Origin of the sequence: Pseudomonas sp. HR96 (assembly GCF_034059295.1) — a bacterium.
Classification (GTDB): domain Bacteria; phylum Pseudomonadota; class Gammaproteobacteria; order Pseudomonadales; family Pseudomonadaceae; genus Aquipseudomonas.
Genome location: NZ_CP139141.1, coordinates 1,874,700 through 1,897,546, shown reverse-complemented (window position 1 = coordinate 1,897,546; position 22,847 = coordinate 1,874,700). Strand labels below are relative to the sequence as shown.

The 22,847-nt window shown below is 65.7% G+C and carries 17 protein-coding genes; 8 read left to right on the top strand and 9 right to left on the bottom strand.

The window, feature by feature from the left end; translation table 11 throughout:
• Positions 1-141: 141 nt before the first annotated feature.
• A complete protein-coding gene (gene acnB / locus SFA35_RS08885) occupies positions 142-2,751 on the top strand; it encodes a bifunctional aconitate hydratase 2/2-methylisocitrate dehydratase (RefSeq protein WP_320578926.1) in 2,610 nt (869 codons plus the stop codon).
• A gap of 155 nt (positions 2,752-2,906) precedes the next feature.
• On the opposite strand, the gene SFA35_RS08880 is transcribed toward acnB, so the two are convergent.
• From SFA35_RS08880 to SFA35_RS08860, 5 genes are all read right to left on the bottom strand, one after another.
• Positions 2,907-3,467 carry a GNAT family N-acetyltransferase gene (locus SFA35_RS08880; protein WP_320577384.1) on the bottom strand — a complete coding sequence of 187 codons (561 nt, stop codon included), beginning with the start codon at positions 3,465-3,467 and terminating at the stop codon, positions 2,907-2,909.
• 96 nt (positions 3,468-3,563) lie between these two features.
• Positions 3,564-4,898: a sensor histidine kinase gene (locus SFA35_RS08875; protein ID WP_320577382.1), complete on the bottom strand. Its 1,335-nt coding sequence runs from the start codon at positions 4,896-4,898 to the stop codon at positions 3,564-3,566.
• Positions 4,895-5,566, bottom strand: a complete 672-nt coding sequence (locus tag SFA35_RS08870; RefSeq protein WP_320577380.1) for a response regulator transcription factor — start codon at positions 5,564-5,566, stop codon at positions 4,895-4,897. The genes SFA35_RS08875 and SFA35_RS08870 overlap by 4 nt, the downstream gene beginning before the upstream one ends.
• A gap of 71 nt (positions 5,567-5,637) precedes the next feature.
• Positions 5,638-8,658: a dermonecrotic toxin domain-containing protein gene (locus SFA35_RS08865; RefSeq protein WP_320577377.1), complete on the bottom strand. Its 3,021-nt coding sequence runs from the start codon at positions 8,656-8,658 to the stop codon at positions 5,638-5,640.
• Positions 8,659-8,738: 80 nt separating this feature from the next.
• The gene (locus tag SFA35_RS08860; protein ID WP_414058532.1) at positions 8,739-9,527 is read right to left on the bottom strand and encodes a substrate-binding periplasmic protein; all 789 of its coding nucleotides are present in this window, start codon (positions 9,525-9,527) and stop codon (positions 8,739-8,741) included.
• A gap of 291 nt (positions 9,528-9,818) precedes the next feature.
• On the opposite strand from SFA35_RS08860, the gene SFA35_RS08855 reads away from it, so the two are divergent.
• Both SFA35_RS08855 and SFA35_RS08850 read left to right on the top strand, forming a co-directional pair.
• Positions 9,819-10,364 (top strand): exonuclease domain-containing protein, encoded by a 546-nt coding sequence (locus SFA35_RS08855; protein ID WP_320578922.1) that lies wholly within the window; start codon positions 9,819-9,821, stop codon positions 10,362-10,364.
• Between the two features lie 121 nt (positions 10,365-10,485).
• The gene (locus SFA35_RS08850) at positions 10,486-10,767 is read left to right on the top strand and encodes a pyrimidine/purine nucleoside phosphorylase (RefSeq protein WP_320577375.1); all 282 of its coding nucleotides are present in this window, start codon (positions 10,486-10,488) and stop codon (positions 10,765-10,767) included.
• A gap of 43 nt (positions 10,768-10,810) precedes the next feature.
• Here SFA35_RS08850 and SFA35_RS08845 read toward each other — a convergent pair whose 3' ends face one another.
• A complete protein-coding gene (locus SFA35_RS08845; RefSeq protein WP_320577373.1) occupies positions 10,811-12,571 on the bottom strand; it encodes an ABC transporter transmembrane domain-containing protein in 1,761 nt (586 codons plus the stop codon).
• Positions 12,572-12,745: 174 nt separating this feature from the next.
• Here SFA35_RS08845 and SFA35_RS08840 point away from each other — a divergent pair, with 174 nt between their 5' ends.
• Positions 12,746-12,934 (top strand): PA1571 family protein, encoded by a 189-nt coding sequence (locus SFA35_RS08840; protein ID WP_320577370.1) that lies wholly within the window; start codon positions 12,746-12,748, stop codon positions 12,932-12,934.
• A gap of 116 nt (positions 12,935-13,050) precedes the next feature.
• On the opposite strand, the gene pdxB is transcribed toward SFA35_RS08840, so the two are convergent.
• Positions 13,051-14,193: a 4-phosphoerythronate dehydrogenase PdxB gene (gene pdxB, locus SFA35_RS08835; protein WP_320577368.1), complete on the bottom strand. Its 1,143-nt coding sequence runs from the start codon at positions 14,191-14,193 to the stop codon at positions 13,051-13,053.
• Positions 14,194-14,335: 142 nt separating this feature from the next.
• On the opposite strand from pdxB, the gene SFA35_RS08830 reads away from it, so the two are divergent.
• On the top strand, positions 14,336-15,742 hold the full coding sequence (locus tag SFA35_RS08830) for an MATE family efflux transporter (protein ID WP_320577366.1): 1,407 nt from the start codon (positions 14,336-14,338) through the stop codon (positions 15,740-15,742).
• Between the two features lie 246 nt (positions 15,743-15,988).
• Here SFA35_RS08830 and tusA read toward each other — a convergent pair whose 3' ends face one another.
• Complete coding sequence (gene tusA / locus SFA35_RS08825) at positions 15,989-16,243, bottom strand: sulfurtransferase TusA (protein WP_320577364.1); 255 nt, start codon at positions 16,241-16,243, stop codon at positions 15,989-15,991.
• A gap of 29 nt (positions 16,244-16,272) precedes the next feature.
• A complete protein-coding gene (gene rlmM, locus SFA35_RS08820; protein WP_320577362.1) occupies positions 16,273-17,337 on the bottom strand; it encodes a 23S rRNA (cytidine(2498)-2'-O)-methyltransferase RlmM in 1,065 nt (354 codons plus the stop codon).
• A 132-nt stretch (positions 17,338-17,469) separates the two neighbouring features.
• On the opposite strand from rlmM, the gene acnA reads away from it, so the two are divergent.
• From acnA to SFA35_RS08805, 3 genes are all read left to right on the top strand, one after another.
• Positions 17,470-20,211: an aconitate hydratase AcnA gene (gene acnA, locus SFA35_RS08815; RefSeq protein WP_320577360.1), complete on the top strand. Its 2,742-nt coding sequence runs from the start codon at positions 17,470-17,472 to the stop codon at positions 20,209-20,211.
• Positions 20,212-20,335: 124 nt separating this feature from the next.
• Positions 20,336-21,115: a CPBP family intramembrane glutamic endopeptidase gene (locus SFA35_RS08810; protein ID WP_320577353.1), complete on the top strand. Its 780-nt coding sequence runs from the start codon at positions 20,336-20,338 to the stop codon at positions 21,113-21,115.
• A gap of 113 nt (positions 21,116-21,228) precedes the next feature.
• Positions 21,229-22,794 carry a PAS domain-containing methyl-accepting chemotaxis protein gene (locus tag SFA35_RS08805; RefSeq protein WP_320577350.1) on the top strand — a complete coding sequence of 522 codons (1,566 nt, stop codon included), beginning with the start codon at positions 21,229-21,231 and terminating at the stop codon, positions 22,792-22,794.
• The last annotated feature ends 53 nt before the right edge of the window (positions 22,795-22,847 follow it).

The following is a 22,847-nucleotide window of genomic DNA, read 5'->3' as shown; positions in this document are numbered from 1 at the left end:
GGCGTAAAACTTTGAAAACAGCTTCTGCAAGGGATATCCGCCACCCTGGCTGAACGGCTCAAAAAGCCGTCGGATGCGCACGGGTGTCGGTGTTCTCTGGATGAGCGTCCCGGACCGGGACCACTGATGAGGGTAATAACTGTGCTTGAAGCCTACCGCAAACACATTGAAGAGCGTGCCGCCCAGGGTATCGTGCCCCAGCCGCTTAACGCCGAACAAACCGCAGGCCTGGTCGAGCTGCTGAAAAATCCCCCTGCCGGCGAAGAAGCGTTCCTCGTTGACCTGATTACCAACCGCGTGCCGCCGGGAGTGGACGAAGCCGCCTACGTCAAGGCCGGCTTCCTTTCCGCGCTGGCCAAGGGCGAAGCGACCTCGCCGTTGCTCGACAAGAAACGTGCGGTCGAGCTGCTCGGCACCATGCAGGGCGGCTACAACATCGCCACTCTGGTCGAACTGCTGGACGACGCCGACCTCGCCGCCGTGTCCGCAGAGCAACTCAAGCACACCCTGCTGATGTTCGACGCCTTCCACGACGTCGCCGAAAAAGCCAAGAATGGCAACCAGCACGCCAAGGGCGTATTGCAGTCCTGGGCCGATGGCGAGTGGTTCAAGAAGCGTCCGACCCTGGCTGACAAGATCAGCCTGCGAGTCTTCAAGGTCACCGGCGAGACCAACACCGACGACCTGTCCCCTGCCCCTGACGCCTGGTCGCGCCCGGACATCCCGCTGCACGCCCTGGCGATGCTGAAAATGGCCCGCGACGGTATCGTCCCCGACGTGCAAGGCTCGATCGGCCCGATGAAGCAGATCGCCCAGATGTACGGCGACGGCTTCCCGGTCGCCTATGTCGGTGACGTAGTGGGTACCGGTTCGTCGCGTAAATCGGCGACCAACTCGGTGCTGTGGTTCTTTGGCACCGATATCCCTTACGTGCCGAACAAGCGCGCCGGTGGTTTCTGCTTCGGTTCCAAGATCGCGCCGATCTTCTACAACACCATGGAAGACGCCGGCGCTCTGCCGATCGAATTCGATGTATCGAACATCAACATGGGCGACGTGATCGACCTGTACCCGCACCAGGGCAAGGTCTGCAAGCACGACAGCGACGAAGTGATCACCACTTTCGAACTCAAGACCCCGGTACTGCTCGACGAAGTCCGCGCTGGCGGCCGTATTCCGCTGATCGTCGGCCGCGGCCTGACCGACAAGGCTCGCGCCGAACTGGGCCTGGGCCCTACCGACCTGTTCAAGCTGCCCGAAGCCCCGGTCGACACCGGCAAGGGCTACACCCTGGCGCAGAAGATGGTCGGCAAGGCCTGCGGCCTGGCTGAAGGCAAAGGTGTGCGTCCTGGCACCTACTGCGAACCGAAGATGACCACCGTGGGCTCGCAGGACACCACCGGCCCGATGACCCGCGACGAGCTGAAGGACCTGGCGTGCCTGGGCTTCTCCGCCGACCTGGTCATGCAGTCGTTCTGCCACACCGCGGCCTATCCGAAGCCGATCGACGTCACCACCCACCACACCCTGCCGGATTTCATCCGCACCCGTGGCGGCGTGTCGCTGCGCCCTGGCGACGGCATCATCCACAGCTGGCTGAACCGCATGCTGCTGCCTGACACGGTCGGCACCGGCGGCGACTCGCACACCCGCTTCCCGATCGGCATCTCGTTCCCGGCCGGTTCCGGCCTGGTCGCCTTCGCCGCCGCCACCGGCGTGATGCCGCTGGACATGCCGGAGTCGGTACTGGTGCGCTTCAAGGGCAAGCTCAACCCAGGCATCACCCTGCGTGACCTGGTGCATGCAATCCCTTACTACGCCATCCAGAAAGGCCTGCTGACCGTCGAGAAGAAGGGCAAGATCAACGCCTTTTCCGGGCGCATCCTGGAAATCGAAGGCCTTGACGACCTGACCGTCGAACAGGCCTTCGAGCTGTCCGACGCCTCGGCCGAGCGCTCGGCCGCCGGTTGCACCATCAAGCTGCCGGAAAAGGCCATCGCCGAGTACCTGAAGTCGAACATCACCCTGCTGCGCTGGATGATCAGCGAAGGCTACGGCGATGCACGCACCATGGAACGCCGCGCCCTGGCGATGGAAGCCTGGCTGGCCCAGCCGGATCTGCTCAGCGCCGATGCCGATGCCGAATACGCAGAAATCATCGAAATCGACCTGGCCGACCTCAAGGAGCCTGTGCTCTGCGCGCCTAACGACCCGGACGATGCCCGCCTGCTGTCGAGCGTGGCTGGCGAGAAGATCGACGAAGTGTTCATCGGTTCGTGCATGACCAACATCGGCCATTTCCGCGCAGCAGGCAAGCTGCTGGACAAGGTCAAGGGGCAGCTGCCGACCCGTCTGTGGCTGTCGCCGCCGACCAAGATGGACGCCCACCAGCTCACCGAAGAAGGCTACTACGGCATCTACGGCAAGGCTGGCGCGCGCATGGAAATGCCGGGCTGCTCGCTGTGCATGGGCAACCAGGCACGGGTCGAGCCGAACGCCACCGTAGTGTCGACCTCCACGCGCAACTTCCCCAACCGTCTGGGCGATGGCGCCAACGTGTACCTGGCTTCGGCCGAGTTGGCCGCAGTCGCTTCGATTCTCGGCAAGCTGCCGAGTGTCGAGGAATACATGGGCTATGCGGCGAGCATCGACAGCATGGCGGCGGACGTGTACCGCTACCTGAGCTTCGACCAGATCGCCGAATTCCGCGATGCCGCAGCCAATGCGAACATCCCGGTCGTGCAGGCCTGAGGTTGAGCACCCGCCCAACCGGCGGGGTCAGCTGAAGTGAAAGAACCCGGGCCGCGAGGCTCGGGTTTTTTTATGGTCTCGATCCAGGCCCACGAGCCACTGCACCCACAGCAAAAGGTCGCGGGCTTGGCCCGCCGCCACAGGATTGATCACATTCACCCCCCCACCAGCCGATGCGACAAGCGCTCTACCCACTCACCCATCGCCGGGCGCACGAGGCTCTTTTCCATCGGCGTCAGCGTCAGGCCGCCCATGCGCAACGGCTGGCCGACCTCGCGGTAGCCCAGGTGCCGATAGAACCCTTGGCCCGTCAGGTTGCTGCTCAGGCATGCTGTGACGCAGCCGCGCTCGAGCAGCTGCTCTTCGAGCTCGCTCATCAGCGCGGTGCCTACGCCGCGCCGACTGAATTCCGACAACACGTAGCAATGCAGGATTTCGCCATCGGCGTGGGCCAGGGCCACGCCCACCGGTCGGCTGTGCATCAGTGCAAGGCGGGCGTGGATGTGGCCCTGATCGAGCAGTCGCAACAGGCGCGCGGGTGAACTGCTGCGCAGCCAGGTGTTGAGCAGTTGGGGATCGTTGCGGTGGTCGACCGCGCAGCCGGTGCGGACGCTGTGATCGATCAGGCGGCTGATTGCCATGGCGTCGCTGCCAAGGGCGTCAAGCAGGGTAATGCCGGGAGTCTTGTGGGCAGATACAGCGGGGCAGCCGGTCATTGGCGCTCTCTCCATCCATGAGTTGAGTGCTTGGGCAACAAGCCAGGCTAGGTTACCTCCCAAGCGCCGCCCCGGGACAGGCCGCTTGTGTAACCATCAATGACTCGCGCCCACCATCGGCAGCTCGAGGGTCACCCGCAGCCCGGCCTGCTCGCTGTCAAAATGCAGAGCCCCGCCGCAACGCTGGACGATCGCCTGGACGATGGCCAGCCCCAACCCGGAGCCGGCGCCCTGCCCGGTGCGCCAGAAGCGCCGAGTGAGGTTTTCGAGATCGTGCGCGGCGATGCCCGGGCCCTGGTCGCGGACCTCGAACCGCGCCCGGCCGCCGACCACCGACAGGTGCAACTGCACCGCCCTGCCCGCCGCGCTCTGGCCGTGGCGCAGGGCGTTTTCCAGCAAGTTGCGCAAGGCGGCGACCGCCAGGCTGGCCGGAACCGCGAGGGGCACCTGAGGCAAGGCTGGGGTCTCGTACGCTTCGATCTGCCCGCTGCCATGGTGGGCGTCCTCCAGGGCCAGACGGGCGACCTGCTGCATGGTGCAGTGCAGGCCGTCGTCGAACGACAGGCTGCCTTCGACGCGCGCCAGCATCAGCAATTGCTCGAGGGTACGATGCAGGCGGTCGGTGCCCTGCTCGGCGTGTTCGAGAGCCTGTTCGCGCGCATCGCCAGCGGTCATGCGGGCCACCTGCAGGTGGGTCTTGATGGCCGTCAGCGGGCTGCGCAGCTCATGGGCGGCATCGCCAGTCAGGCGGCGTTCGCGCTCCAAGGCCTGGGCGGTGCGCAGCAACAGCTGGTTCTGGGTGTCGAGCAACGGCTGCAATTCGGCTGGCAAATCGGGCAACTGCAGCGGTTCGAGCGAATCGGGGCTGCGCCGGGTCAGCGCTTCGCGCATGCGCTTGAGGGGAGCCAGGCCTTGCCCCAGCCCCCACCACAGCACTGCAAGGCTGCCGAACAGGGCCATCAGCACCGGCGCCGAGGTGGCCAGCACCACCGAGCGGTTGAGGGCCTCGCGCTCTTGCTGGCGATCGGCAGTGGTGATGCGCACATCGCCGCGGGCCAGGGTGAAACTGCGCCAGGGCGCGCCGTCGATCTGTTGATCGTGAAAGCCGCTGCGCTGGTCGTCGATATTCTGCGGGGCGCTGGCATGGCTGCGCGCAAGGATTTCACCGCGCAACGAGCTGACCTGGCAAGCCATGCCATCCGGAATGCTCAGCTGGTCGGCGCTGAACCGCGTGCCGTTGCCGGCGCTGGACAAGGGTTGCGGCAGCTGGTCGACCAACCCGGCGACCATGCGCGCCGAGGCGACCAGGCGCTGGTCCAGGGAGACCATCATCTGGCTGCGCAGGTCGCGAAACATCCAGGCAGTCGCCAGCGCCCAGATCAGGATGAACGCACTGCCCAAGGTCAGGGTCAAGCGCAGGCGCAGGCTCACGACGCCGCCTCGGCCGGGCCCAGGCGATAGCCCAGGCCGCGGACCGTCTCGACGATGCGACTGCCCAGTTTGCGCCGCAGGTGATGAATATGGACGTTCAAGGCGTTGCTTTCGACCTCGTCGGCGAAGCCGTAGACGCTGTCCTTGAGTTGCTCGCTGGACAGCACCCGGCCGCGATTGTGCAGCAGGGCCTGCAACAGCGCCTGTTCGCGGCGCGACAGGTCGACGGGCTGACCGGCCAGCCAGGTCTCGCGCCGGCTGGGATCGTAGCGCAGCGGCCCGTGCTCGATCAGGTTGACCGCACGCCCGGCTGCTCGCCGCACCAGGGTGTGCAGACGGGCGCTGAGCTCGCGCAGGTCGAAAGGCTTGAGCAGGTAATCGTCGGCGCCGGCCTCAAGCCCCGCCACGCGGTCGCTGATAGTGTCGCGCGCGGTCAGCACCAGCACCGGCAGGCTCTGACCCTGCTGGCGCACGCGCCTGAGCCATTTCAGGCCGTCCTCGTCGGGCAGCCCGAGGTCGAGGATGACCACGTCGAAATCCGCCGCCAGCAGCAGGGCCTGGGCCGCCCCAGCGCTGGCCACACGGTCCACGGTCAGGCCTTGGGCGTCGAGGCCGGCGCAGATACCGCTGGCAATCAGGTCATCGTCCTCGCAGAGCAATATATGCATCGGCTGACTCACGCAAAAGAAGGCACTGTGGCGCCAGTGCATTAACGCCACATTATGATCCTTCGCACGCGTCAGGTGTACAACCAGCTCCCCGTGGTGCCGATACGAATCAGGCCGCCCAGCGCGCTGTAATGCCTGGCTCGTTCGCGCAACTGGGCGAGCAAGGCTTCACGCGCTGCGGGGCGCAGGTACAGGCCGCCTCGGGCAATGCGGCTGAGCCCGCGAAACTGTCGCCAGGCGGGTAACTGCCGGGCAATCACGTCATTGAAGACGCCGGGGCCGGTGGTGTGGCTGATCTGCCGGCCATAGGCATCCATTTGCGCCGCCGTGTGCAGGTAATCGTAAGGCCGCGTCTCATACAGAGCCGGGTTGGCGAGGAAACGGCGATAGCTTTCCGCGCTGATCTGCTCCAGCAACGGATTGTCCGGCAACGAGCCAAAATTGCTGGTATTGAAATCCAGCAGCATCTGCAGGCGGCGAAAGAACACCAGGTTGTTCAGTAGCAGCTGTCCGGGCTGCACCTTGAACTCGCCATCGGCAAAGTTGCCCCGCCCATCGCCCGAGCTTTCGATCCAGTCGTCGACGTCCATATACACGCCCCCTTCACTGTGGAGCAGGCGGTAGCGCAGCACATCCACGGCACTCGCGTAGTTGACCGCCGGACCGCTGGCGGCGGCGCGATATTGCGCGTAGTAGCGGGTTTGCCGAAAGGCCTCGAAGAACGGCGTCTGCTCGAGCATGTGCACCTTCAGGCGGGCCGGCCCGGCGGCCAGGCGCAGCAGGGTGCTCTCGAGTTCGGCCGGGTCCTCGATGTGCAGATAAAGGTGGGTATCGAAGGGGTTGGGCCCCTGCCCGGCCGCTTCGGCGTTATGAATGACGCGCTTGACGAATTGCCGCGGCAGTTGCTTGCCCAGCCAGACGCAGTGCAGCTTGCGTGGAATCGGCAGCCCCCCGGTGTCGGACAGCGGCGCAAGGTCCCAGGGCCAGCTAGCCTCGATGCCCAGCTGCTGCACGGCGCGATCGATGTCCATCGCCGGCCGCTGGAGTGCGCCGGCGACGTCGGGCCATTCGACAAAGCGCCCCTGCACCTCATCGAAACGAAACCCGCGGCCGGCCTCGGTACGCCAGCAGTCGCCAAGCGGGTCATAGCGCACGGGGTGCTGGAAGCCACCGAACTCGATGTAATAATCCGTGAGGTAGCGCCCGAACCCCGGCGGTGCAATGTAGACGCCGCGCAGTACGCCGCTGGGGTCGGCCTGACCGGCGAGCTCGGGCAGGCTGGCGGACAGCCGCTCGACCTCTTCGGCGGCCACTGGCAGGCAGTGACTGGGGTCCAGGCCGTCGGTCGCCAGGTGCACTTCGTCGAACAGCCAGGCGCCACCGGCCACTTCGTCCAACACCTGATGTTGCAGTGCATCGGGCGCCAGCGCGCAGTGCCTGAGCAGGGCGGCGGGGTTATGCAACACATTTTCGCGGAACGCCACCGCCGTCAATCCCTGGCTGTCGATCTCCAGCATGACGAACGGCCCGTCGAACTCGGCCTTGGCAAACTGGGCGGCGCCGGACGCGCTGGCGAAGGTGCGCAGGGCCGGCTCGTCGAGCATCCGCGGGGCCTGGGCGAAATGCGGGGTGGGCTGCAGGCGCTCGGCCAGGCCGGCGGGCGAGGTACCGCGAGGCAAGGGTTCGACATGATAGAGCACGGCAATGTCGCTGCGTTGCAGCAACCCAAACGCATTGACCTGGCTGTGCGCGGGCAACGTCGGCAGCACGTTCAACGGCCGCCACTGTGCCTCGACGTCGCCGGTGGCCAGCTCGGTCAATTCCGGCACCTGCGCCAGCTCTTCGCCCAGTGGGGCCCGGGCTTCGAACAGCATCGGTGCGTTGAACACCATGGCCACCGCGCTGATGATCGCCCCCCTGATGCCCTCGCGGCGCTCCTGCGCAGTACTGGCCTGGACGGCCTTGTCGAGGTTCATCACAAAGCTGACGAAGCCCGCCCCGACCACCACCAAAGCCGCCGGCCAACCCAGAGGCGCCAAGGCGCCGCCGACACTGATGAAGGCGCCCAGATAGCGCAGCCAGATCTGCTGGCGCAAGTGCGCATTGCTGGTCAGCAGGGTCCGCGCCTGCTCGTGCATCTGCTTTTGGGCCTCCTCGCGCAGCCAGCGCCAGGGGTCGCCGTCGATTGCCGCGGGCTGTTGGTCGAGGAGCGGGCGGTAGGCGTGCTCGGCGTCACCGGCGATGTTCAGCAACAGCCCGTGCAGATCGGCCAACGGTTCGCCAGGCTCGCCGCTGATGGGCGAGAAATGATTGGCCAGGCGTTCGCGACCGGCCTCGTCGGCCAGGCTTTCGCGCAACCACTGGTACAGCTCGTCGAGGTTGGCAAAGGCTTGCACCGCGCGGCTGTCGCCTGGCACATAGAGAATCTGCCGGCCGCCGGCGCCGACTACGCGCAGCACGTCCCGCGCTTGATAGGCGCCAAGGCTGAAGGGATGGACCGCCGCGCTGGATGTTCCGTCGTACAAACCCTGCAGCAACTTCAGGTCGGCAACCTGCAACTGGCGACGTTGCCGCGCGGCCAGGATGGCCGCGCGCAAGGCCAGCCTGGCCAGCAGCATGAAGTTGTGGCCCTGTCGCTGCCAGAAGTTCGTCAAGCGTCGTTGGTAGAGGGCCGCAAAATCGATGTTCCAGAATTCCTCGGATACCTGTACAGCCAGCAAGCGCACCTCGTTGCGCTCGTCGAAAACGCCATGGGCTGGCCCGTCGCGGTAAAACCCACCTTCTACCTGGAGATTGTCGAGACTGTCCTGATCCTTGGCCGCATAGCGTTGCATCAGCAGCTCGACCAGTGTCAGCGACTCTACCGGCCGGCCGCTGTGCTCCCACCCGGTATAGGTGTGCGGGCTGCTGTTGGCGCGGTCGAAGCGATGCCACCAGACCTGGTCGGGCTCCAGCTCGGGCACGCCCAGACGCTTGAGCAGAGCGGCCGCCTGCTCGCGAGCCAGGGCATGGATATCCGGAAACTCATTGGCCCATTGCCCGGCGACGGCCTGCCAGTGGGCCTCGGAGTAACCCAGCAGTTCGGTGCTCATTGACGGCGCTCCTGATCGACAAAAATGCAGGTTGCCGAAGGTGACGCAGTGAGTGGCAGTAGATATCGCTCAGGACGCCCTTAACGCCCGGCCTGGCCATTGCGTGCCAGGCTCTCGCTGGCGGCCAGGGGCACCACGGCGATTCGATAGGGCTGGAAGATGCGGGTCAGTTCGCCGCTGTCATGCAGCCTGCGCAGGTAGCGGTTGAACTCCTCGCCGCTGATCGGGCCGTTGGGCCGCAGCAGCGCGTAATGGTGGTACACCTGATCGACCCGTTCGGACACCAGGAACTGCTCGGCCGTGTCCGGGTTGCGTGCCATGAAGTCGCTCAGGTACGAACGGGTGATCAAGGCGATGTCGGCGCGGTCGCGCAGGATCAACGTCAGGTTGCTGTCGTGGGAGTAGGTCAGGGTCGCGTTGAAGCGCTGCAGCAGGTAGCGGGGGTCGGCGTTGAACCCGGCAAAGGCATAGTGATAGCCGCTGAACAGGGCCAGACGTTTGCCGTCCAGGTTGCGAAAATAGCTTTGTTCACGGCCTTCGCTGCGGTGCGCGACAAAGACTTCGGCGTCCTCCAACCCCAGGTCGACGCTGACGTGGGGGATGTCCTGCCAGCCCCAGTCGGGATTCTCGAAGATGGCCATGTCGACCCGGCCCTGCTGGAAATCACGGAACCGCCGCGGCAGTGAAGTCGGCACGATGACGAAGTGATACTCCTGTTGAAGGTTGTTCAACGCGTCCACCATCTGCGGCAGCAGGCCGATGTTCCCGCCCTCCTCCGGCTTGCTGACGTAGGGCGGAAAATGCGCGGCACCGATACGCACTTCCTGGGCCGCCAGGGCGCTGGCGCTCAAGACGGCCGCTGCAGCCAGGATCAGCCAGCGGAAAAGCCCCCGGGGCGGGCGAGAGAAAGGTGCGGGCACAGAGCGATTCCTGTTACGTAGCCGTTGGATCCGAATGAAGCTAGGCTTTTTTAGAGCGTGCGGCAATAGCCACGCGCGGTGGCGAGGCTGCGGCCCCCATAGGCAGCGACGACGCAACTGGCGTAATGTGGATCGGTGTACGTGTTCAGCACGTTTCTGGCACTGTGTCGTGAGCGCCCGTTCGCGCCCCTGTCGATCACTCAAGCCGCCGGTGAACGAGCACCGGATTGGGAGCTCTATATGCCGCATTGGCTGGTCATCGACCTGGAGGCCACCACCGACGAAGGCGGTTGGCCGGTCGAGGACATGGAAATCATCGAGATCGGCGCCACGCTGGTCAACCGTGAAGGCCGCGAAATCGACCACTTCCAGCGCTTCGTCAAGCCGCAGCGACGGCCGCTGCTGACGCCCTTCTGCCGTCAACTGACCCACATCGGCCAGGCCGACATCGACAGCGCCGCGCCGCTGAGCGCGGTCTGGGCGCAGTTCGAGCGGTGGCTGAGCCATTACCAGCCGCAGCTGCAGGCGTGGGTCAGCTGGGGCGACTACGACCGCCAGCAGTTGCGCCTGGAATGGCAGCGCCAGCAGTTGCACAGCCTGATGCAGGAGCTGCCACACATCAACCTCAAGCAGCGCTTCGCCAAGGCCCGCCAGCTGCAACGCCCGCTGGGCCTGCACAGCGCGCTGCAGCTGGCCGGGCTGCAGTTTTGCGGGCAGCAGCACCGAGCGCTGGAGGACGCGCGCAACACCGCCCGGCTGCTGCCGTTGACGCTGCCGGCACAATGAACCGACCGGAGAGTTAATTTTACGCTGAATACGGGTGACGGCTTCCGGCTGCTTGGGCATACTGGCGAGCGTTTTTTTCAGCCGTTCCGTTCATCTACGCACATTTCGAGGAGATCGCTACATGTTCAAAGTCAACGAGTACTTTGATGGCACCGTCAAGTCCATCGCCTTTGAAGCCCCCGAGGGCCCTGCCACGATCGGCGTGATGGCCCCAGGCGAGTACGAGTTCGGCACCGCCCAACGCGAGATCATGCACGTGGTATCCGGCGCCCTGGTGGTCAAGCTGCCAGACGGCGACGACTGGGAAACCTTCGAGGCCGGCAGCCAGTTCAACGTGCCTGCCAACAGCAAGTTCCAGCTCAAGGTCGCAGTGGAAACCGCCTACCTGTGCCAATACCGCTAAGTCACGCAGCGGTCGGCGCCCGCTGCTGACCCCTTGACCTGCCTCAGCTGGCGAACTGCAACGCCGCCAGCCGAGCGTACAGCGCGTTCTGCGCAATCAATTGTCGGTGGGTTCCCACCGCCTGTACCTGCCCATTCTCGATGACCGCAATGCGATCGGCGCCCTGCACCGTGGCCAGGCGGTGGGCGATCACCAGGGTGGTACGGCCCTTCATCAAGCTGGGCAGCGCCTGCTGGATGAGGTGTTCGCTCTGCGCGTCGAGGGCACTGGTGGCTTCGTCGAGCAGCAGGATGGGGGCGTCCACCAACAATGCCCGGGCGATTGCCAGCCGCTGGCGCTGGCCACCGGACAGGCCCAGCCCGGCTTCGCCCAGGTGCGTCTGGTAGCCATTGGGCAGCGCCATGATGAACTCGTCGGCATGGGCGATACGAGCCGCCTCGCGCACCTGTGCGTCGCTGGCATCGGGCCGGCCGTAGCGCAGGTTGTCCTGCACCGAGCCGAAGAACAGCGCCGGGTGCTGCGCGACCACGGCGAAATGCCGGCGCAGGTCGCTGGGGTCCAGGTCCGGCAAGGGGTGGCCGTCGATCAGGATGCGCCCGTGCTGGGGGTCGTAGAAGCGCAGCAGCAGTTCGAATAGGGTCGATTTGCCCGCCCCGGAAGGGCCGACCAGGGCCAGGGTTTCGCCCGGTTCGACGGTCAGGCTCAGGCCGCGGATCGCCGGCGAATCCAGGCGCATGGGATAGGCGAACTGAACGTCCTGCAGCTCCAGGCGCCCCTTGACCCGCTCGGGCAAGCGTTGCAACCCGCTGGCCGGGGCGTGGATCTGGCTGCGCGCCTGCAGCAGTTCGGCGATCCTCTCACCGGCGCCGGCAGCCCGTTGCAGCTCGCCCATGACCTCGCTGAGGGTGCCGAACGAACTGCCGACGATCAGGCTGTAGAACACGAACGCCGCCAAGTTGCCGGCGGTGATGCGCCCGGCGATGACATCCATGCCACCGACCCAGAACATCACCCCCACGGCGCCGAGCACCAGCAGGATCACCAGGGTGATCAGCCAGGCGCGCTGCAGGATGCGCTGGCGGGCGGTGTCGAAGGCCTGTTCGACCGTCAGCGCGAAGCGCCGACGGTCTTCAGCCTGATGGTTGTAGGCCTGCACGGTCTTGATCTGGCCGAGGGTCTCGGCGACGTAGCTGCCGACATCGGCGATGCGGTCCTGGCTCTGGCGCGACAGACCGCGCACCCGTCGGCCGAACAGCAGGATCGGCAGCAGCACCAGTGGCAGGGCCAGCACCACGATCAAGGTCAGCTTGTGATTGGTGATGAACAGCAGCACCACACCACCGATGACCATCAACAGGTTGCGCAGAAACAGCGACATCGACGAGCCGATCACCGATTGCAGCAGGCCGGTGTCGGTGGTCAGGCGCGACTGGATCTCCGAGCTGCGGTTGTCCTCGTAGAACCCCGGGTGCAGTTCGAGCAGGTGATTGAATACGTGCCGACGGATGTCCGCCACGCAGCGCTCGCCGATCCATGACACCAGGTAGAAGCGCGTGAACGTGCCGGCAGCCAACCCCAGCACCAGCAGCAGGAAGACCCCGATCGAACGCTGCAGCAGTTCGGGCGAACGGGTCACGAAGCCCTGGTCGACCAGCAGGCGAATGCCTTGGCCCATGGACAAAGTGATGCCGGCGGTGACCACCAGCGCCAGCAGCGCGCCCAGCGCCTGCCAGCGATACGGCCGCATGAAGCGCCAGGCCAGGCGCACCGCATGGCGCTGACGAGAGGAGAACAGCGATATCATCGAAGACTCACAGCGGACGAAGAAGGCTGCAAGCCTACACCTTGTCGGCCTTCATGGACCTCGTGGAACTCCAATTTCATCCTTGAGTCAGCATGCACAGGCGCCGCTGCAGCCGTTGTCACACGCAAGACATCCAGCGGCGCTAGCCTGCGTGCAACCGATGAGGAGATCGATATGAACCTGCACCACAGCGGCGAACGCGCCGCCCCTGCGCAACACAGCCGCTCGGCCCCGACCCTGGGCGGTTCCTGGATCGACGTCGACGGCCGCGAAGTGCCGATCACCGAGGAAATGATCCAGAGTGCCTGCCTGGAACTGGAAAAGCGCCTGGTCAACCCGGCAAGGCCGGTCAAGGATAATTGAGTCGCGCGTGAATAAATGACCCGGCCATTGCGCCGGGTTTTTTCATGCAGCGCCAAACCGGCCTCTCAGGTGCGCTTCCCATTCTTACGGGCCGGCACTGCCATTTGTGCAGCGGCTCAGACGCGTCGGCAGCCCAACGCCTCCACCATCCCCCGCAATACCTCGCAATCGCCAGCGATGCTCACGGCCAGCCCGTCGATCTCGCGGCGCGGCGGGTAATTCTTGCGCAGAGCGTCGAACGCTGCGCGCTGGCCGGCGGCGTCCAGGCCCAGGGTGCGGCGAAATCGGTTGTCGTCGCTGCGCGGGTCGTAGACGCTGCGGCACACCGCCGCCAGGGCCCAGGCTGGATCGGCACTGGCATGCAGGCGCAGCTCGCTGAGCCAGGCGGCGGACAACAGGCTGACCAGCTCGATGCTCGGCGCCTGCTGCAGGAATTGGCACAGCGCCCGGTAGATCTGTTCGGTGCCGCGCTGGCGGCCGTCCAGGCTATAGCCGGCAATGTGCGGCGTCGCCAGCACGCAGAGGTCGGCCAGCGCGGGGTCGACGCCGGGCTCGTGCTCCCAGACGTCGAGTACCGCCTGCACGTCGTCGCGCGCGGTGAGCAGCTCGCGCAGGGCCAGGTTGTCGATCACCGCACCGCGCGCGGCGTTTATCAGCCAGGCGCCATGACGCAGGCGCGCCAGCTGCGGCGCGTCGAACAGGTGCCAGGTGGGGTGCTCGCCGCCGCGCGCCAGGGGCGTGTGCAGGCTGATCACGTCGCAGCTGTCGATCACCTCGTCGAGACTGACATAGTCACCGCCCTCTTCGGCCTGGCGCAGCGGGTCGCAGACCTTGACCGTCCAGCCCAGGCCGCGCAGCACCTTGATCAAGCGGCCGCCGACCTGGCCGGCGCCGACCACGCCATAGGTCCGCGCGGCCAGCTCGGCGCCGTCCAGGTCGGCCAGGGTCAGCAGGCTGCCCAGCACATAGTCGACCACTCCCCGGGCATTGCAGCCCGGGGCACTGGCCCACTCGATACCCGCTTCAGCCAGCCAGGCGAGGTCCAGATGGTCGGTGCCGATGGTGCAGGTGCCGACGAAGCGCACCTGGCTGCCTTCGAGCAGCGCGCGGTCGACGCGGGTCACCGAGCGCACCAGCAGGACCTGGGCGTCGCCGATACTGTCACGGGTCAGGGTTCGACCCGGCACCCGGCGAATCTCGCCAAAACCGCCAAAGAAGGCTTCACACAGCGGGATATTTTCGTCGGCTACGATCAACATGCAAGGGCTCCTGAACAAGCCCGCCAGTGTAGGCGCTGGCGCCGTGGTCGTCATCCCGCCCGCAGCGACTATTTCCTGACCGAGGCGTCAAGGCGTAGAATGCCGCGTTTGCCGGGTCGCACACCTGGCTGCGACGGATCCTATGACCCAGACACTCCTCAACTCAAACAACACCGGGCTCAGCCTGGGCCGAGGCCCGCGCCTGCGCCTGGAACTGCGCACCCTGCTGAGCCTCGCCGGGCCGATCATCATCGCCCAGTTGGCGCACACCGCCATGGGCTTCGTCGACGCGGTCATGGCCGGTCGGGTCGGGCCGCGCGATCTGGCCGCCGTGGCACTGGGCAACTCCATCTGGGTGCCGGTGTTCCTGTTGATGACCGGCCTGTTGCTGGCGACCACGCCCAAGGTCGCGCAGCGCTATGGCAGCGGCGAGGTCACCGAGATCGGCCCGATCGTGCGTCAGGCCTTGTGGCTGGCACTCGCCGCCGGGCTTGGGGCCACTACCCTGCTGCTCAATGCAGAGCCGGTATTGCACTTGATGAAGGTCGATCCGCTGCTGGTCGGCCCCTGCATGGACTACTTGCGCGGCATCGCCAGCGGGCTGCCTTCGGTGGCCCTGTATCACGTGCTGCGCTGCTGCAGCGACGGCATGGGCCGCACCCGCCCGAGCATGGTGCTGGGGCTGTGCGGGCTGATGCTGAACATTCCACTCAACTACGTGTTCATCTACGGCCACTTCGGCATGCCCGCCTTGGGCGGCGTGGGCTGCGGCTGGGCTACGGCCATCGTCATGTGGGCGATGCTGCTGGGCATGGCCGGCTGGGTGCGCTGGGCCCCAGCCTATCGCCAGGCGGCGGTGTTCGGGCGCTTCCAGTGGCCGCAGTGGGCGATTCTCAAGCGACTGCTGGCGATCGGCATGCCCATCGGCATTGCGGTGTTCGCCGAGTCGAGCATCTTTGCGGTGATCGCCCTGCTGATCGGCAGCCTGGGCTCCACAGTGGTGGCCGGACACCAGATCGCCCTGAACGTCAGCTCGCTGGTGTTCATGGTGCCGTTTTCGCTGGGCATGGCGGTGACCGTGCGCGTCGGTCAGGCCCTCGGCCGTGGGCAGGCGCGCGAGGCGCGCTACGCCGCTGGAGTGGGCATCGCCACCGCGCTGGTCTATGCCTGCTTTTCGGCGAGCCTGATGCTGCTGGGGCGCGAGCATATTGCTGCGGTGTACACCGCCGACCCCGAGGTGATCGGGCTGGCGGCGATGCTGCTGGTGTACGCGGCGCTGTTCCAGTTCTCCGACGCCGTGCAGGTCACCGCTGCCGGCGCCCTGCGCGGCTACCAGGACACCCGGGTGACCATGCTGCTGACCTTGTTCGCCTACTGGGGCATCGGCCTGCCGGTGGGCTACGTGCTCGGCCTGACCGACTGGCTGGGCGCGGCGCGCGGCCCGAGTGGGCTATGGCAAGGGCTGATCGTCGGCCTGACCTGCGCGGCGATCATGCTGGCGATTCGCGTGGTGCGCAGTGCGCGCAAGCGGATTCGGCGGGGGGCTTGATGGTCGGCGGGCATGGCTTGAGGTTTCAATATGGCCACCACCGGCCGCACGCGCGGCCGGTGGTGGCCATATTGAACATTTCGCCAGGCGCTCGGAAGATCACACCGGCCTGGCGGCCTCTCGGGGCCATGCCCCTCCCACGTCGTGGGGTGTTGCGCCTTCGACGTGGGAGCGGGCAAAGCCCCCGAGAGGCCGCGTGGGCGGCCGTTGGTAGCCATGACCGAATCTCAAGGCGTATCAACCGGCTCACCCCGCCTTCTTGCGAATCCAGTAAAGATATGTCCCGCCCTCTACCGCCTTGCCCACCAGCTCGTGGTCCAGAAACACGCAGAATTTGGGAATGTCGCGCTCGGTCGACGGGTCGGTGGCTATGACTTTCAACAGGCCGCCGGGGGTCAGGTCGCGGATATGCTGGTGCAACATCATCACCGGTTCCGGGCAGTTGAGGCCGGTGGCGTCAAGGACGCCGTCGACCGGGGTGGCTTGGTTGATCTCGCTCATGTTCGCTCCAGACACTCGTTCAAACAGATTCAGCGCTTCTTGATATCCAGCCGCCGCAGATGGCAGGTCACTTCCTCGCGGTCGTGGTACAGCTGCTTGCAGCCGATCGCCACGTTCACGCCGCGTGCCTCGAAGCCCTCCTCGATGCGTTCGAGCAGGCGCTGCACTTCGGCGTAGCGCTGCTTCATCGGCAGCTTGAGGTTGACCACCGCTTCGCGGCACAGGCCCTCGCCCAGCCAGGTCTCGAGCAGGGCGGCGTTGCGCGCCGGCTTCTCGACGATGTCGCAGACCATCCAGTCCACTGGCTGCTTGGGCTTGTAGGTAAAGCCGTCGGCCATCAGGTGCTGGACCAGCCCGGTTTCCATCAGGCTCTCGGCCATCGGGCCGTTGTCGATGGCGGTCACCAGCATGCCGCGGCGCACCAGTTGGTAGGTCCAGCCGCCGGGCGCGGCACCCAGGTCGACGCCGGTCATGTCGCCGGACAGGCGCTCATCCCACTGCTCGCGCGGGATGAAATGGTGCCAGGCTTCCTCCAGCTTGAGGGTCGAGCGGCTCGGCGCCTCGCGTGGGAACTTCAGGCGCGGGATGCCCATGGGCCACATCGCCGAATTGTCGGCTTCGGCGACGCCCAGGAACACCTCGCGACCACTCTTGAAGGTCAGCAGCAGGCGCGGCAGTGCCGGATTGTCCTGCAGCCGGCCGGCCTTCTCGAGGGCCTTGCGCAGCGGCGTTTCGAATTTCTTGCAGAAGTTCGACAGCTCCTTGCCATCGTTGGTGTCCATCACCTCCAGCCAGACGCTGCCAAACAGCGGATAGTCCTGCAGCTGGGCCAGCAGCACGCTGATGCGGTCGGTTTCCGGCAGTTCGACGTGGCTGCCACGGGCCCACTGGCGCGGGAAGATCAACTGGGCGAAACGCAGCTGCTCCATCAACCGCAACGGCCCCGCCGGCTCATGGCAGATGAATTCGGCGCAGGCGGTCTGCGGCTTGGCGCGGGCGTAGCCGGCCACCCCCAGGCGGGCAGCGTGGTCGGCGATCTCCGAGCAGACTTCGCCTTCGAAGCCGGGGCGGCAGTGCATAAACAACGTATTCATCTAACGCTCACAGGCAGGCCGTGCAAATCGGCGCATGATAAAGGAAATCGGAACCCCGGACATGCCAGACAGTCCTTTTTATAAACCGAAGCCACAGGCCCGTGCCGTGCGGGCCGCGCAAGGAGAAGGTCAATGCCCTCCCTCGATAGCCTGAAAACCCTCAAGACGCTGCAGGTCGACGAGCGCCAGTATCACTACTTCAGCCTGCCCGATGCCGCCAGTCAGCTGGGCGACCTGCAGAAGCTGCCCATGTCGCTCAAGGTCCTGCTGGAGAACCTGCTGCGCTGGGAGGATGGCAAGACGGTCACTGGCGATGACCTCAAGGCGCTGGCCGGCTGGCTCGACGAACGGCGCTCTGACCGAGAGATCCAGTACCGCCCTGCCCGCGTCCTGATGCAGGACTTCACGGGGGTGCCAGCGGTGGTCGACCTCGCCGCCATGCGCGCTGCCGTGGCCAAGGCCGGCGGCGACCCGCAGCGGATCAACCCGCTGTCGCCGGTGGACCTGGTGATCGACCACTCGGTGATGGTCGACCATTACGGCAACAAGGCATCGTTCGGCGAGAACGTCGACATCGAGATGCAGCGCAACGGCGAGCGCTACGCCTTCCTGCGCTGGGGCCAGAGCGCCTTCGACAATTTCAGCGTGGTGCCGCCGGGCACCGGCATCTGCCACCAGGTCAACCTGGAATACCTTGGCCGCACCGTCTGGACCAAGGAAGAGGATGGCCGCACCTACGCTTTCCCCGACACCCTGGTCGGCACCGACTCGCACACCACCATGATCAATGGCCTGGGCGTGCTGGGCTGGGGCGTGGGCGGCATCGAGGCCGAGGCCGCGATGCTCGGCCAGCCGGTATCGATGCTGATCCCCGAAGTGATCGGCTTCAAGCTCACCGGCAAACTCAAGGAGGGCATCACCGCCACCGACCTGGTGCTCACTGTCACGCAGATGCTGCGCAAGCACGGAGTGGTCGGCAAGTTCGTCGAGTTCTACGGCGACGGCCTCGCCGACCTGCCGCTGGCCGATCGCGCGACCATCGCCAACATGGCCCCGGAGTACGGCGCCACTTGCGGCTTCTTCCCGGTCGACGACATCACTCTGGGCTACCTGCGCCTCTCCGGTCGCCCGGAGGCCACGGTCAAGCTGGTCGAGGCCTACAGCAAGGCCCAGGGCCTGTGGCGCCTGCCCGGCCAGGAGCCAGTGTTCACCGACACCCTGGCGCTGGACATGGACAGCGTCGAAGCCAGCCTGGCCGGGCCCAAACGCCCTCAGGACCGCGTATCCCTGCCCAAGGTCAAGCAGACCTTCGACGACTTCCGCGGCCTGCAGCTCAAGCCATCGGGCCAAGACGAAGGCCGCCTGGAGAGCGAAGGCGGCGGTGGCGTGGCGGTCGGCAACGCCGACCAGAAAGGCGACATCCTCTACACCTGGGGCGGCGAAACCCACCACTTGCGCCATGGCGCCGTGGTGATCGCCGCCATCACCTCGTGCACCAACACCTCCAACCCCAGCGTGATGATGGCCGCCGGGCTTGTGGCGAAAAAGGCCGTGGAAAAAGGCCTGCAACGCAAACCCTGGGTCAAGACTTCGCTGGCCCCCGGTTCCAAGGTGGTCACCGACTATTACAAAGCCGCTGGCCTGACGCGCTATCTGGACGAGCTGGGGTTCGACCTGGTGGGCTACGGCTGCACCACCTGCATCGGCAACTCCGGCCCGCTGGACGAACCCATCGAAAAAGCCATTCAGAGCGGCGACCTGGCAGTGGCGTCGGTGCTGTCCGGCAACCGCAACTTCGAAGGTCGCGTGCACCCGCTGGTCAAAACCAACTGGCTGGCTTCGCCGCCCCTGGTGGTCGCCTACGCCCTGGCCGGCAGCGTGCGCATCGACATCAGCAGTGAACCGCTGGGCACCGGCAGCGATGGCGAGCCGGTGTACCTGCGCGACATCTGGCCGAGCAGTCAGGAGATCGCCGACGCGGTGGCCCAGGTCGACACGGCCATGTTCCACAAGGAGTACGCCGAAGTGTTCGCCGGCGACGCGCAATGGCAGGCCATCAAAGTGCCCCAGGCGGCTACCTACGTGTGGCAGGACGATTCCACCTATATCCAGCATCCGCCTTTCTTCGAAGACATTGCCGGGCCGTTGCCGGTGATCAGCGATGTGCGCGGCGCCCGCATTCTGGCGCTGCTGGGCGACTCGGTGACCACCGACCACATCTCCCCGGCCGGCAACATCAAGCCTGACAGCCCCGCAGGCCGCTACCTGCGCGAGAAGGGCGTGGAGCCGCGCGACTTCAACTCCTACGGCTCGCGCCGCGGCAACCATGAAGTGATGATGCGCGGCACCTTCGCCAACATCCGTATCCGCAACGAAATGCTCGGCGGCGAGGAAGGCGGCAACACCGTGTATATCCCTAGCGGTGAAAAGCTGGCGATCTATGACGCCGCCATGCGCTACCAGCAGGACGGCACGCCGCTGGTGGTGGTCGCCGGCCAGGAATACGGCACCGGCTCCAGCCGCGACTGGGCAGCCAAGGGCACCAACCTGCTGGGCGTCAAGGCGGTGATCGCCGAGAGCTTCGAGCGCATCCACCGTTCCAACTTGGTGGGCATGGGCGTGCTGCCCTTGCAATTCACCGGCGGGCAGAGCCGCAAGACGCTCGAACTCAGCGGCCGTGAAACCCTTGAGATCGTCGGCCTGACCGGCGCGCAGTTGCAACCGCACATGACCTTGACCCTGAACATCACCGGCGAGAACGGCAGCACGCAGACCGTGCCGCTGCTGTGCCGCATCGATACCCTGAACGAGATCGAGTACTTCAAGGCCGGTGGCATCTTGCATTATGTTTTGCGGCAGTTGATCGCGGCTTGAGGTGTTAACCTCGGCTTCCAGTCTGAGCGAGGGCTGGCCCGGGAAGGTTCTTTCTCTCCCCGTGCCAACCCTCGCTGCAGGATAGAAGCCAGGCCATGGGCCGCCATCGCTCGGGAATGCCGTTATGCAGTATTGGCGTGGGATCGCCCTTGTTCTTCTCAGCCTTGGCTATGCCATGGCCTGGCACTACGGCCATCTGGGTAAGGCCAGCGTGCCAGTGTTGGTCTTGCTGGTACTGCTTGGCCTGGCGACTCGACACGCCAGGGTGCGGCCCATAGGCCATGCCGGCTTCGTGCTCGTAGGTATGGCATTAGGCTTCCATGCCCTGCCTGGCTTCGATAACGCCCTGGTGATCGATCAAGTCACCCTGAGTCCCGACGCGCCGCCGTTCTCCATGAACCTCAATCTGGACAAGCCTCTGATCGGCTTCTGGTTGCTGCTGTTCTGCCCCTGGGTGATCGCTGCCAGGCCATGGCGCGCGGTAGCAGCTCAGACGCCAGTGATTGCCAGCCTGACCATGGCCCTGGTGTTCGGCCTGGCCTTGCTCATCGGTGCCGTGGCCTGGGCACCGAAATGGCCGCAGGCGGGAGGGCTGTGGGTTGCCAACAACCTGCTGCTGGTGAGCTTGACCGAGGAGCTGCTGTTTCGTGGGTACTTGTTGTCATTCCTGCAAAAGCGCCTGCAACCACACCGCCATGGCGCACTGCTGGCCGTGCTGCTGTCATCACTGCTGTTCGGCCTGGCGCACCTGGGCGGCGGCTGGGCCTGGTTCACGTTGGCGACACTGGCCGGCATTGGCTATGGCGTCGCCTGGCAGCGAGGCGGGCTGGCCTGCGCAGTGCTGTGCCACTTCTGCGTGAATCTGCTGCACTTCACTCTGTTCAGCTATCCGCTGAAGCTTTGAGAAACCGGGTTTTTATTGACCTGGATCAACCAAACCCGCGAAACCCGACATTTGCTGCTCAACTCCTTCGCATCGGGGCCGACACTCTCACAAAGCCTTGCGGGATCATACTCATGCGTAACAACCAGCCCATCACCCAACGCGAACGCTCTTTCCCGGCGCAGCAGCGGTTGATTTCCACCACCGACACCAAGGGCGCCATCACCTATTGCAACGATGCCTTCGTCGAGATCAGCGGGTTCACCCGGGAGGAATTGATCCACGCCCCGCACAACACCGTGCGCCACCCGGACGTGCCTGTCGCCGTGTTCGAACACATGTGGGCCACCCTCAAGCGCGGTGAGCCGTGGATGGGCATCGTCAAGAACCGCTGCAAGAACGGCGATTTCTACTGGGTCAACGCCTATGTCACGCCGATCCTGGAGAACCGCCAGGTGGTGGGTTACGAGTCGGTGCGCATCAAGCCTAGCGCCGAGCAGATCACTCGCGCCCAGGCGCTGTATCAGCGGCTCAACCAAGGCAAATCGGCGATTCCGACCAGCGACCGCTGGCTGCCGGTGCTGCGCGACTGGCTGCCGTTCATTCTGATCAGCCAGATCGGCTTTCTCATCGGCGCCTGGTTGAACACCCACTGGGGCTTCGCCCTCGCCGCCGTGCTTTCGGTGCCACTGGGCCTGCTCGGCCTGCGCTGGCAGCAACGCGGCATCAAGCGCCTGCTCAAACTGGCCGACCAGACCACCTCCGACGCTCTGATCGCCCAGATGTACACCGACAGCCGCGGCTCCCAGGCGCGCCTGGAAATGGCTCTGCTGAGCCAGGAAGCGCGCTTGAAAACCTGCCTGACGCGCCTGCAGGACACCGCCGAACACCTCACTGACCAGGCCCGGCAGTCCGACAGCCTGGCGCACCAGAGCTCGCTGGGCCTGGAACGCCAACGCGTGGAGACCGAGCAGGTGGCCACCGCCATCAACCAGATGGCCGCCACCACCCAGGACGTCGCCAGTCATGTGCAACGCACTGCCGAGGCGACTCAGGAAGCCAACCGCCTGACCGGCCAGGGCCGTGACATCGCCGGCGAGACCCGCCTGGCCATCCAGAAACTGTCCGACTCGGTCGGCGCCACCGGGCGCACCGTGACTCAGCTGGCCAAGGACAGCGACGAGATAGGCGGCGTGGTGGATGTGATCAAGGGCATCGCCGACCAGACCAACCTGCTGGCGTTGAACGCCGCCATCGAAGCGGCGCGGGCCGGCGAGATGGGCCGCGGCTTCGCCGTGGTGGCCGACGAGGTGCGCCAACTGGCGCAGCGCACTGCCGAATCCACCGGGCAGATCCACGGCCTGATCGCCAAGTTGCAGCAGACCGCGACGGCCGCAGTGCAGACCATGGACGCCGGCCATCGCCAGGCCGAAGAAGGCGTGGCGCGGGTCCAGCAGGCCGACGAGGCGTTGCAGGGCATCAGCCAGGCCGTCGCACATATCACCGACATGGCCACTCAGATCGCCGCCGCCACCGAGCAGCAGAGCTCGGTGGCCGAGGAAATCAGCCGCAACATCAGCACCATCTCGAGCCTGGCCGACGCCACCAGCGAACAGGCGCAGAGCTCGGCGCTGTTGAGCGAGGAGTTGACCCGTACGGCCAACAGTCAGTATTCGTTGGTAGAACGGTTCAACCGGTAGCCAGATCATTCGGCCCGGCGGCTTCTCGCCGCCAGGCCGGTTTGATCTGGCGG